Below are 11,222 nucleotides of genomic sequence, written 5' to 3' on the forward strand. Positions count from 1 at the left end.
TGCTCCTCACCCGTCGGGATCCGGCCGACAGCGCATGCGAGGCCGACGGCCGTACCCGGTCCGCTCCCGTCGGGGGCTGCTCAGGCCACCCCGACCGCCCGCAGCACCGCCGTGACCCCGGCCGCCCCCAGCACCACCACCGGGAACGGCGCCCGCCGCCACGCCAGTACGCCACCGGCCAGCACCCCGGCGGGCCGTGCCCACCCCGCGAAGCCGCCGCCCTCGGTCAGCGCCCCCGTGGCCAGCAGGGCCACCAGCAGGACGATCGCGCCCGCCGACAGCAACTCCTGGACCCGCGGCGAGAGCTCGACGCGCCCGTGGAGCACCGGTCCGGCCAGCCGGAAGGCGTACGTCCCGACCGCCAGCGTCAGGATCATGGCCACCGTCGCGCTCATGCCGTACGCCTCCCGCCGCCGCGTCCGTGGACGGCGAGCCCCGCCAGCGCCACCAGGACCGGCACCCCCGCCGGGACGGCCGGCGTCACCGCCAGCGCCAGCCCCGCGCCGAGCAGCGCGGACCGCCGGACGGCCGGACCCTCGCGCAGGGCGGGCAGCACCAGGGCGACGAGGACGGCGGGGAAGGCGGCGTCCAGGCCGTAGGTGCCGGTGTCGCCCAGCGCGCCGCCGGCCAGGCCTCCGGCCAGGACGCCGAGGTTCCACACGGCGAACAGGCCGAGCCCGGAGATCCAGAAGGCGGCCCGCCGCCGTGCCGGATCCGGCTGGGCGAGGGCGAAGGCCACCGTCTCGTCGGTCACGAGGTGGGCGCCCAGGAAGCGGGCGAGGCGGCCCCGGCCGATGACGTCCGCCACAGCCAGGCTGAAAGCCGCCGTACGTGTGTTGAGCAGCAGCCCCGTGGCCGCCGCCGCGAACGGCCCGCCCCCGGCCAGCAGCACACCGACCGCACTGAACTGCGCCGACCCCGCGTACACCACCAGCGACATCAGCACCGGAACCCACACCGGCAGCCCGCCGGCCACCGAGATCGCGCCGAAGGAGACGCCGACGACCCCGCTCGCGAGCCAGACGAGTGCGCTGTCGCGCACCAGAGGTGCCATCAGGGGGGTCGCCAGAGGTCTCAGCGGCCTCAGCAGAGGTGCCATCATGGGTGTTCGGAGTAGCGAACGCATGTTTTCCAGAATGAACAAGCGGCCGCTGTTCGTCAAGGCGAACGAACGTACCGGCAGAGCGAACGACGGGAAGTGAACCGCATGAGCGAGCCCCTCACCTGGATCGCCGCCGCCCTGCGGCGCGAGCGCACCCGGGCCGGGCTGTCACTGTCCGAGCTGGCCAAACGGGCCGGGATCGCGAAGTCCACGCTGTCCCAGCTGGAGGCGGGCAGCGGGAACCCCAGCGTGGAGACGCTGTGGGCGCTGGGGGTGGCGCTGGGGGTGCCCTTCAGCGCACTGGTGGAGCCGCCGACTCCGGCGGTCCAGGTGATCCGGGCGGGCGAGGGCCCCACGGTCGCGTCCGAGCGGGCGGACTACGTGGCCACGCTGCTCTCCGCCAGCCCGCCCGGCGCCCGGCGCGACATCTACCACCTGCGCGCGGAACCGGGCCCGGCCCGGGAGTCGGAGCCGCACATCCCGGGGTCCGTGGAGCATCTGATCGTCAGCACGGGGCGGGTGAAGGCGGGGCCGCGGGGCGAAGAGGCCGACCTGGGGCCCGGCGACTACATGTCGTATCGCGGGGATGTCCCGCACTCGTACGAGGCGCTGACGCCCGGGACGACGTTCGTGCTGGTCATGCAGCACGTATGAGGCGGCATGAATGAGGCCGCGGGATGAGGCGGCGGGAATAAGGCAGGAGCCCCTGCGCCGGATGGCGAGGGGCTCCTTGGGTACTGCTCTCAGACGTCTTCAGAGGGGCATCCCTCGGATCAGACGGGGGTGACGTTCTCCGCCTGCGGACCCTTCGGGCCCTGCGTCACGTCGAAGGAGACCTGCTGGTTCTCCTCCAGCGAACGGAAGCCGCTCGCGTTGATGGCGGAGTAGTGAACGAAGACGTCGGGGCCGCCGCCTTCCTGGGCGATGAAGCCAAAGCCCTTTTCGGCGTTGAACCACTTCACGGTTCCGGTAGCCATAAGCCCTCCTTGGGCCCAAAGGGTTGCCCTGCTCCAGAACCCTGCAAGTGTGAAAACAAGATGCCGCACAACTGCATACGTCTGAAAACGACGAGAGCCCGCGGTCACATGCTCCGCAGGCTCTGTACTGCAAGGGAAACCAAACTGCAACTTGCGGCGAGCCTAGCACGCGGGCAGCCGAAAGCAATAGAGGTCAAGATCACGTCACTCGGACGTTTGAAGGGCGCGTGTCGGGGTTGACGGGGCGGGTGAGTCACCTGGGCGCGACCCTGAAGCCTGCACGGTACCTCATAGGGTCTAGCCTCGCGATGTGGACAATTCTCGCACCCGGCCACGCGTAGGCCACATCCAGTTCCTCAACTGCCTGCCCCTGTACTGGGGGCTCGCGAGAACGGGCACGCTCCTCGACTTCGAGCTGACCAAGGACACCCCGGAGAAGCTCAGCGAGCAGCTGGTGCGGGGAGACCTCGACATCGGGCCGATCACCCTCGTCGAGTTCCTGCGCAACGCCGACGACCTGGTCGCCTTCCCCGACATCGCGGTCGGCTGCGACGGCCCGGTGATGTCCTGCGTGATCGTCTCGCAGGTCCCGCTGGACGAGCTGGACGGCGCCCGCGTCGCCCTCGGCTCCACCTCGCGCACGTCGGTCCGCCTGGCCCAGCTCCTGCTCGCCGAGCGCTACGGCGTACGGCCCGACTACTACACGTGCCCGCCCGACCTCAGCCTGATGATGCAGGAGGCGGAGGCGGCCGTACTCATCGGGGACGCGGCGCTGCGGGCCAACCTCCTCGACGGCCCGCGCTACGGCCTTCAGGTGCACGACCTCGGCGCGCTCTGGAAGGAGTGGACCGGCCTGCCCTTCGTCTTCGCGGTCTGGGCGGCGCGCCGGGACTACCTGGAGCGCGAGCCGGTCATCACCCGCAAGGTCCACGAGGCCTTCCTGGCCTCCCGCAACCTCTCTCTGGACGAGGTCGGCAAGGTCGCCGAGCAGGCGGCCCGCTGGGAGGCCTTCGACGAGCGGATCCTGGAGCGGTACTTCACGACCCTCGACTTCCGCTTCGGCGGCCCGCAGCTGGCGGCGGTCGCGGAGTTCGCCCGGCGGGTGGGGCCGACCACGGGATTCCCGGCGGACGTGAAGGTGGATCTGCTTCAGCCGTAGAGGTCTGCTTCGGCCGCAGCGGGTGGGGCGCGCCGGTTCCGCACTAACCTGCTGGGGAGTCCTACGGGGGAGGGGTGGACGCCATGCAGCCGCTCGGAGTCGACGAGCCGTCCGTCGTCGGGCCGTACCGGCTGCTGGGCCGGCTCGGTTCCGGCGGGATGGGGCGGGTGTACCTGGGCCGAAGCGCGGGCGGCCGGACGGTCGCCGTGAAGATCGTTCACCCGCACTTCGCCCTCGACGAGGAGTTCCGGGCGCGCTTTCGCCGGGAGGTGGCGGCGGCGCGCCGGGTGGGCGGTGCCTGGACGGCGCCCGTGCTGGACGCGGATCCCGAGGCCGCCGTGCCGTGGGTGGCCACGGCGTATGCGGCGGGCCCGTCGCTGGCTACGGCGGTGACGGAGTCGGGCGGTCCGATGCCGTCGCACACCGTACGCGCGCTGGGCGCCGGACTGGCCGAGGCGCTGGCGGCGGTGCACGAGCTGGGGCTGGTACACCGGGACGTGAAGCCGTCGAACGTGCTGCTGACGCTGGACGGCCCCCTCCTGATCGACTTCGGCATCGCGCGGGCCACGGACGGTACGGCGTCCCTGACATCGACCGGCGTCTCCGTCGGCTCGCCCGGCTACATGTCGCCCGAGCAGATCCTGGGCAAGGGGATCACCGGGGCCGCCGACGTCTTCTCGCTGGGCGCGGTGCTGGCGTACGCGGCCACCGGGGAGCCGCCGTTTCGCGGGGACTCGTCGGCGGCGCTGCTGTACAAGGTCGTGCACGAGGAGCCCGAACTCGACGCCCTGGCCGGTGAGTTGCGGGAACTGGTGGAGGCCTGCCTGGCCAAGGAGCCGGGTGCGCGGCCCACGCCGGGCGAGGTGGCGCGGCGACTGGCTCCGGACGGGGCGGCGCGGCTGGTGTCGGGCGGGTGGCTGCCGGGGGCGCTGGTCGAGCAGGTCAGTCGCAGCGCCGTACGGCTGCTGAACCTGGAGACGGGACAGGACGTCCTGTCGGGGCCGGTCGGATTCGGCCGGCAGCCGGCAGGCGGGGAGTTCGGGCCGCCGCCGGTGATGCCGGGGGCGGCTGCGTCGGGGGCGGTGTCCGTGCCGGTGGCTGCGGCTGACGCACCCGTCGTCGTCCCCGAACCGCGCGACGCCCCGCCTTCCCACGACACCGCCCCGCCGCTCCCGGACACCGCCCCGCCGTCCGGCCACGGTCCCGGCAAGTACTCCCTCTCCGTCGCGGCGGACTCGACGCCGGGGGAGGGAGGCCGCGGGCGGCGGGTGAGCTGCACCGTGGCGCTCGCGGTGGCGGGGGCGCTGGCCGCGGTGACCGTGGGGTCGGTGTTCGTGTTCGAGCTGCTGCCGGGCGGGGATCAGGACACCGACACGGGTTCCGGCGCCGTCTCGTCCCAGTCGCCGGGCGCGGGCGCCGACACCTCGTTCGAGGGTTCCGTGCCCGCCCGCTACCTCGGCACCTGGGAGGGCCGGGCCACCGCCCTGGACGGTGCGCTCCCGGCGGGCACGTACCGGCTCACCGTGCGCAAGGCCGACGTGGGCGAGGAGTTGGGCACCCTCCGGCAGACGGACGTGCTCGGCCTCGTCTGCGCCGACGTACTGACCCTGAAGAAGGTGACGGCGAAGGAGCTCGTCGTGACGGCCGTGGGCAGGAAGACCAACCACGGCGGCTGCAACCCGGCACCGCACACCGTCCGGATCACGCCGGCGGGCGAGGACCTGGTGTACCGCTCGGAGAGCGACGCGGAGGGGAAGCCCGAGGCTCGGTTGTCGAAGGCCGACTAGCGGCGGGGCCCTTCAACTGCCCGGTCTACGCCCGCCGTGGCTCCGGAATCCGGCGCCGCAGCACCCGGCCGACGATCCCCAGCAGGCCGGCCGCCAGCCCGAAGGCCAGCCCGGCCGCCGGCACGCCCAGCAACAGGCCCGGCCAGAAGTCGGTGCCGAAGAGCGGCGGCAGTTCGTCCTCGGTGACGGGGTCCGTCACCGGGTACGTGTCGCCGGGGGAGTTGGGTTCGTCCGTGCGCGGGGTCTTGTCGAGGATGGTCATCAGGGCGTTGAGGCGTTCCCCGAGGAAGTGGTCCTCGGCCTCGTCCGCCTTGTCGTCGCCGTAGGTGAGGGATTCCGGCAGGTCGTAGAGGAGGCTGTAACCGTCCAGCCGCAGGCCGTGGTTGAAGACATTGATGTAGCCGCTCGCCGGGTCGGCGACGACGTACACCCCGTCCTCGCCCAGCTTGTCGTGGATCGCCGCGGCGAACGCCTCCTCGTCGCCGCCCGACTCGTCCTCCGTCAGCTGCGGGACGAGCGCGACGAAGACCGGGCCGCCGTCCTGCGAGCGTGCGAACGCGCGGATGCGCTCGTGGAGGCGGGCCGACTGCGCGGAGTCCAGCACCCGCGGGGTCTCCGGGTCCGCGTACACCGGGTCCTGCGCCAGGCCCTCCGCCACCCGGTCGAGGCGGGCGTTGAGTTCGATCGCCCTGGGCCTGGGAGACCAGCTCGACCTGGTCTCGTCGAAGACGAGAGGGGCGGTCACGGCGATCGCGACGGCGCAGGCGAGGGCCAGGAACGGCAGGGTCCAGCGCAGGACACGGCTCGCCTTGACCTCCTTCCGCCGGGCGTCTGCCTTGGTCCCGGCGGCCTTCGGGAGGCGGAGCCACCAGCGTCGTACGTACGGAACGAGCAGCAGGATCAGCAGCGGTACGCCGGTGAGCAGGACCCCGGTGAGGGACGACTGGTCGCTGCGGTCGGACGGCCCGATGTACAGGCCCGCGGGCTCCTCGCCGGCGTCGTACTTCGCCCGCGCCGCCTCCGCCCGGGCCGCGGCGGCCTTCTCGTCGCCCTGCGCGACGACCTCGGCGAAACGCTCGAAGCGGCGCAACGGGCCCGCGTCGTAGGGGACTTCGTAGAGGGCGACCGTCCAGGCGTCGTCCGCCGGGACATCGACCCCGTGCGCCACGGCATCCGCCACCTGCGACTCGTCGATGAGCACGTACAGCCCGTCCCGGCCGAGTCGCTCGTGGACCGCGTCGAGCAGGCCCGGGTCCGTGGCGCTGAGGCCCGGGAGGACGATGACGTACGTCGGTACGCCGGTGCGCTCGGCCACCTCGGCGAAGGCGCGGGCCGTGGACTGCGGGACCTCGCGGGGGAGTTGGTCGGTGACGTAGACCGGGTTCTTGCGCAGGTGGTCCGCGAGATGGGCGGCCTGGGCGGTGCTGTCGGTCGCCGCCCGGGCCGGAGTGGTGGCGGTTGCGAACAGGGCGGCCAGGGCGCAGAGGAGGAGAAGGACGCGCCGGGTTCCGCCCAGGCCGTTTCCGCGTATGCCGTATGCCCTGCCCGTACGCACTGCTGCCGTCCCCCGTGTCGCGCCCAACTGCTGTACCCCGGCACTCTACTGAGCGCGGCTTCGCTGGTGCGAAACGGATCAAGGAGGGGTCCGGTATGCCTTGAAAGCCTGTTGGGAGGCCTGTTGGCAGGCCTGTCGGGAGGCGTGTATGGGGCTGATACGGTGCCACGTTCATGAGCACAGCGAGTTGTAGTACGGCCGGATGAGTACCGCGCTGCTGGTCCTCATCGCCGCGCTCTGGGGCGCGGGGGCGGGGGCGTTGCTGCCGAAGGCCGCCTATCGGTTCTCCGTCCCGGAGGGGGAGGGGTGGCGGGAGGCGTGTCCGGGTGGGCACGCGATCGGCGGACGGTTCGGCGGGTGGCTCGGGCGGGCCCGGTGCGGGCAGTGCGGGACCGGCATGCCGCCGTACGGCCCCGGCGCCCCGATGCTCGCCGCCGTCACCGCTCTCGTCTGCGCCGCCCTCGCCGCCGCCACGGACACCCGGCCCGAGCTGGGCGTCTGGCTGTTGCTGGCGCCCATCGGCGTACTGCTCACGGTCGTCGACTTCCGGGTACGGCGGCTGCCCAACCCCTTGACCCTCACGCTGGCCGTCGCCGCGCTCGCCCTGCTCGGCCTGGTCGCCCTCGTCCCCGAGCACGCCGGTGACTGGCCCACCGCCCTGTGGGCCACGCTCGCGCTCGGCGCCGGCTACTACGTGCTGTACATGATCAACCCCGGCGGCATGGGCTTCGGCGATGTGAAGCTGGCGCTGGGGGCGGGGGCGGTGCTGGGGTGGTACGGCTGGTCGACCGTCATGCTCGGCACGTTCGCCGGGTTCCTGTTCGGGGCGCTGTACGGCTGGGGGCTGGTCCTCCTGCGCAGGGCCGGGCGCAGGACGGCGATCCCGTTCGGGCCGTTCCTGATCGGCGGGGCGTTCGTGGGGCTGCTGATCGGGGCGTATTCGGCGTGACCGCGGGCAGGGCGCGACCTGATCGCCGACGTGCGGGCGCGGCCTGAGGTCGGCCGCCCAAAACGCCTGGCGTAGGCTGGTTCGGTCCGTCCAACCCCTTGACGAAAGGGACGTCCCGGTGACCGAGAAGGCCGACCTCACGTCGTTCGATGTCACAGCCGTCCTCGACCGTGCCGCAGCGGGCGGACGCATCAGCCCGGAGGAAGCGCTCGTCCTCTACCGCGACGCCCCGCTGCACGCGCTGGGCGCCGCCGCCGACGCCGTACGCCGCCGCAGGTACGCGGGCACCGAGCACATCGCGACGTACATCATCGAGCGCAACATCAACTACACGAACGTGTGCGTCACGGCGTGCAAGTTCTGCGCCTTCTACGCCGCCCCCAAGGACAAGGCCAAGGGCTGGACCCGCGACCTGGACGACATCCTGCGGCGCTGCGCGGAGACCGTCGAGCTCGGCGGCACGCAGATCATGTTCCAGGGCGGTCACCACCCGGACTACGGCGTCGAGTACTACGAGAAGCACTTCGCCGCCATCAAGAAGGAGTTCCCGCAGCTCGTCATCCACAGCCTGGGGGCGAGCGAGGTCGAGCACATGGCCCGGATCTCCGGTGTGTCGGTCGAGGAGGCCATCACCCGGATCCACGAGGCCGGCCTCGACTCCTTCGCGGGCGCCGGAGCGGAACTCCTGCCCGCCCGTCCCCGCAAGGCCATCGCCCCGCTGAAGGAGAGCGGTGAGCGCTGGCTGGAGATCATGGAGATCGCGCACGGCCTGGGCGTCGAGTCGACGTCGACGATGCTGATGGGCACCGGCGAGACCAATGCCGAGCGCATCGAGCACCTGCGGATGATCCGTGACGTCCAGGACCGCACGGGTGGCTTCCGGGCCTTCATCCCGTACACCTACCAGCCCGAGAACAACCACCTGAAGGGCCGTACGCAGGCCACGATCTTCGAGTACCTGCGGATGATCGCCATCGCGCGGCTGTTCATGGACAACGTCCAGCACATCCAGGGCTCCTGGCTGACCACCGGCAAGGAGATCGGCCAGCTGTCGCTGCACTACGGCGCCGACGACCTCGGCTCGATCATGCTGGAGGAGAACGTCGTCTCCTCGGCCGGCGCCAAGCACCGCTCCAACCGGCTGGAGATCATCGACCTGATCCGCAAGGCGGGGCGGGTGCCGGCGCAGCGGACCACGACGTACGAGCACATCGTGGTGCACGACGACCCGGCGAACGACCCCGTCGACGAGCGGGTCGCCTCCCACATCTCGTCGACCGCGATCGAGGGCGGCACGGCCCACCCCGAGCTGAAGCTCCTGGCCTCCAACTGACGTACCCGTGCTGACGATTCACGCCGACTCCAGGGGCCATGCGCTCGTCGTCCAGGGCGACTGGATCGCCGACGCCGGGCCGCTGGAGGAGCTCGTCGCCGCCCATCCGCGGGCGCGGGTGCGGCAGTGGCCCGGCATTCTGACCCCCGGGCTGATCAATATCCACGGCAACGAGCTGCTGGAGGAGGCGTACCACCCCGATCCGCGCGAGGCCGACGAACTGGGCACCGAGCCGCTGACCGGGGACGCGTTGGCGGCGCTGGACATGGACGACGCGCGGTGGGGCGCGAGTGCCCGGCGCGGGGTGCAGCGGATGCTGGCGTACGGCACGGTCCGCGCCGCCTGCGAGGAACTGCGCAACCGCGCCGTGCGGGACGCCGTGCGGCGCACCGGTCTGGCGGTCATGGGCCGCATCGGGCGCCCCGACGGCGTTCCGTCCCTCGACCCGTACGCCTCAGGATGGCCGGTGCAGTTCCCGCCCCCGCGCGAGCGCGGCTCCGCCGCCCGGTTCGCCGTTTTCGACGTACGGGACGAGGCGGAGCTCGCGGAACGCGGTGCGGGGACGTGCGTGGCGACGGTGGTGGACGGGCGGTTGGTTTACCGCCGACGGTGAGTACACGCCGTCAGGGGGCGCGGGGCCGTATCAATAAAGCTCATCCCGAAAACGCCTCCGCGAACGCCCCGTCCTCCTGATCCACCCCACTGCAATTCGTCAGGGCGTCATCCGAAGAGGACCCGTCGTCACACTGCCGGTCCCGAAACGTCGCCCACATGGAAACCCACCCGATCCCCTTCTCCTCGGCGAACTCCCGTACCTGCGCCGCATCGTCAAGCGTGAATGTCTCGTTGTCGACGTCGTTCACGCCGAGCATCGAAGTGAGCGCCATGGCCCGCCACGCGGTGGCGTCCGACGTGCCGAAGATCTCCTTGAGCTGCGTGTGCGCGGCCTCGGCGGACGTGAGGGCGTAGTCGCCCATGTCGCCGGTGTACGACTCGCCGTAGTTCATCGTCATGATGTTGACCGTGGAGACCTGGACGTCGTGCTCGTTGGCGGACTCCAGCAGCGCCAGGCTGTCGTCGTCGAGCCCGGAGGGCATCACCGGCAGCGTGAAGGAGACCTCCAGATCGCCGCGCTCCTTCTGCAGCAGCGCGATCGCCTCCGAACGCAGGTCCACCGAGCCGGAGTCGGTCAGCTCGTCGCCCTCGATGTCGAAGTCGGCCTGTGAGGAACCGGCCGCGTCCAGTGCCTTCCCGTAGGCCTCCGCCAGTTCGGACGCGCTGTCGCAAGTCGCCGCCAGCTCCTTGCCGGAGGCGCCGCCGAAGGAGACACGGACGGTGGCGCCGTCCTGGGTGAGCTGCGATATGCGGGACTTCGTGACCGAGTCGGCGAGTGCGGTCGTGCCGTTCCACTTGGGGGTGCAGCCACTGCCGTCCGAGATCACGAAGGCCAGGATGTACGTCGCCGGTGAGCCGACGGAGTCGTTGTCGGAGGCCTCGGTGGAGCTGACGTAGGGGGCGTACGACGTGCTCGACGAGGCCGTTGCGGAGGGTGACGCGGAGGCCGATTCGCCGGTCTGCCGCTGGGTCGGCGGCGCCGCGTCCGCCGTGTCGTCGGCGCCCGCGGAGCACCCTGTGATGGCCAGTGCAAACATGCAGGTGAGCCCGGCCGTCGCCGTCAGGAAACTCCGCATTGGGTAGGTACCCGCTTTCGTGATTTCGGTCTCTGATCGAGAGATCTCATACGGCCCCCGGGCGGAAATGTCTCACACTCCGCCGAGGTCTGGGCCTTCAACTCCTTTCACAGAGCTGTGAGGTGCGCAGGTGTTCATGGAAACTCTCAGGAAGCGGACAGGTTAAGGCGTTTCTCATGGGCCTCTCACATGAAGTGCAGAGCCGTGGGCACATAAAGGTTCCCTAATATCCGGGGAATGCATTCCGAGCCTGCCATCGAAAACCGCGCCGCTGAGCCCGCTGTGCGCGGTCGCCGCCGCAAACGCGGCAACGACGGGTCCGCCGAGGGGCCCGTGTTCGTTGACAACTCCGGACGCCGCTCCAAGCTGCTGCGTCGCATCGGCCTCCTGGTCGGCGTCGCCTGCCTCGGGTACGCGGTCGTGCTGGGCATGGCCTTCATGGGGGTCGGCACCTCCCTGACGCCGTCCGAACTGCTGCCCTTCGGGGGCGGCGGCCCGGCCGGTGCTCCGAACTCGGGCCCCGGCGGCGCCCAGCCGCAGGGCGGCATCGGCACCCCGCCCGCGAAGCCCACCGGGACGCCGCCGACGGGCACCACGACCGGCGAGCCGCCCACTTCCGCCCCGACCGCCTCCGCCTCCGCTTCCGCGGCCGCCGCCAACTGACCGGGA

12 protein-coding genes are annotated in these 11,222 nt (G+C 71.5%); 7 read left to right on the top strand and 5 right to left on the bottom strand.

The genetic code is table 11. The features are described 5' to 3' along the window. Positions 1–80: 80 nt before the first annotated feature. A complete protein-coding gene (locus ACIREI_RS29555) occupies positions 81–395 on the bottom strand; it encodes an AzlD domain-containing protein (RefSeq protein WP_403339070.1) in 315 nt (104 codons plus the stop codon). Further along, positions 392–1,099 (bottom strand): AzlC family ABC transporter permease, encoded by a 708-nt coding sequence (locus ACIREI_RS29560; protein WP_403339429.1) that lies wholly within the window; start codon positions 1,097–1,099, stop codon positions 392–394. The genes ACIREI_RS29555 and ACIREI_RS29560 overlap by 4 nt, the downstream gene beginning before the upstream one ends. A gap of 108 nt (positions 1,100–1,207) precedes the next feature. Between ACIREI_RS29560 and ACIREI_RS29565 the strand changes: the two genes are divergently transcribed. Continuing rightward, positions 1,208–1,756: a helix-turn-helix domain-containing protein gene (locus tag ACIREI_RS29565; protein ID WP_403339073.1), complete on the top strand. Its 549-nt coding sequence runs from the start codon at positions 1,208–1,210 to the stop codon at positions 1,754–1,756. A 119-nt stretch (positions 1,757–1,875) separates the two neighbouring features. Here ACIREI_RS29565 and ACIREI_RS29570 read toward each other — a convergent pair whose 3' ends face one another. Next, on the bottom strand, positions 1,876–2,079 hold the full coding sequence (locus ACIREI_RS29570) for a cold-shock protein (RefSeq protein WP_003992177.1): 204 nt from the start codon (positions 2,077–2,079) through the stop codon (positions 1,876–1,878). 310 nt (positions 2,080–2,389) lie between these two features. Between ACIREI_RS29570 and ACIREI_RS29575 the strand changes: the two genes are divergently transcribed. Both ACIREI_RS29575 and ACIREI_RS29580 read left to right on the top strand, forming a co-directional pair. Next, positions 2,390–3,238: a menaquinone biosynthetic enzyme MqnA/MqnD family protein gene (locus ACIREI_RS29575; RefSeq protein WP_403339075.1), complete on the top strand. Its 849-nt coding sequence runs from the start codon at positions 2,390–2,392 to the stop codon at positions 3,236–3,238. A gap of 83 nt (positions 3,239–3,321) precedes the next feature. After that, positions 3,322–5,025 (top strand): serine/threonine-protein kinase, encoded by a 1,704-nt coding sequence (locus ACIREI_RS29580; protein ID WP_403339078.1) that lies wholly within the window; start codon positions 3,322–3,324, stop codon positions 5,023–5,025. 25 nt (positions 5,026–5,050) lie between these two features. On the opposite strand, the gene ACIREI_RS29585 is transcribed toward ACIREI_RS29580, so the two are convergent. Further along, entirely contained in the window at positions 5,051–6,580 is a 1,530-nt protein-coding gene (locus tag ACIREI_RS29585; protein ID WP_403339081.1) for a hypothetical protein, read from the bottom strand. A gap of 202 nt (positions 6,581–6,782) precedes the next feature. Between ACIREI_RS29585 and ACIREI_RS29590 the strand changes: the two genes are divergently transcribed. The 3 genes from ACIREI_RS29590 (at position 6,783) to ACIREI_RS29600 (ending at position 9,475) form a co-directional block, all read left to right on the top strand. Continuing rightward, positions 6,783–7,529 (top strand): prepilin peptidase, encoded by a 747-nt coding sequence (locus ACIREI_RS29590; protein ID WP_403339084.1) that lies wholly within the window; start codon positions 6,783–6,785, stop codon positions 7,527–7,529. Positions 7,530–7,647: 118 nt separating this feature from the next. Continuing rightward, positions 7,648–8,862 (top strand): cyclic dehypoxanthinyl futalosine synthase, encoded by a 1,215-nt coding sequence (mqnC, locus tag ACIREI_RS29595; RefSeq protein ID WP_403339087.1) that lies wholly within the window; start codon positions 7,648–7,650, stop codon positions 8,860–8,862. A 7-nt stretch (positions 8,863–8,869) separates the two neighbouring features. Then, positions 8,870–9,475, top strand: coding sequence for an imidazolonepropionase-like domain-containing protein (locus ACIREI_RS29600; RefSeq protein ID WP_403339090.1), 606 nt, complete (start codon positions 8,870–8,872; stop codon positions 9,473–9,475). Between the two features lie 40 nt (positions 9,476–9,515). Here ACIREI_RS29600 and ACIREI_RS29605 read toward each other — a convergent pair whose 3' ends face one another. After that, positions 9,516–10,553 (bottom strand): chitinase, encoded by a 1,038-nt coding sequence (locus ACIREI_RS29605; RefSeq protein WP_403339092.1) that lies wholly within the window; start codon positions 10,551–10,553, stop codon positions 9,516–9,518. 237 nt (positions 10,554–10,790) lie between these two features. Between ACIREI_RS29605 and ACIREI_RS29610 the strand changes: the two genes are divergently transcribed. After that, positions 10,791–11,216, top strand: coding sequence for a hypothetical protein (locus ACIREI_RS29610; RefSeq protein WP_403339094.1), 426 nt, complete (start codon positions 10,791–10,793; stop codon positions 11,214–11,216). Positions 11,217–11,222: the final 6 nt, after the last annotated feature.

The sequence above is a fragment of the Streptomyces sp. NPDC093591 genome (genome assembly GCF_044764885.1).
In the GTDB taxonomy this organism is placed as follows: Bacteria; Actinomycetota; Actinomycetes; order Streptomycetales; family Streptomycetaceae; genus Streptomyces.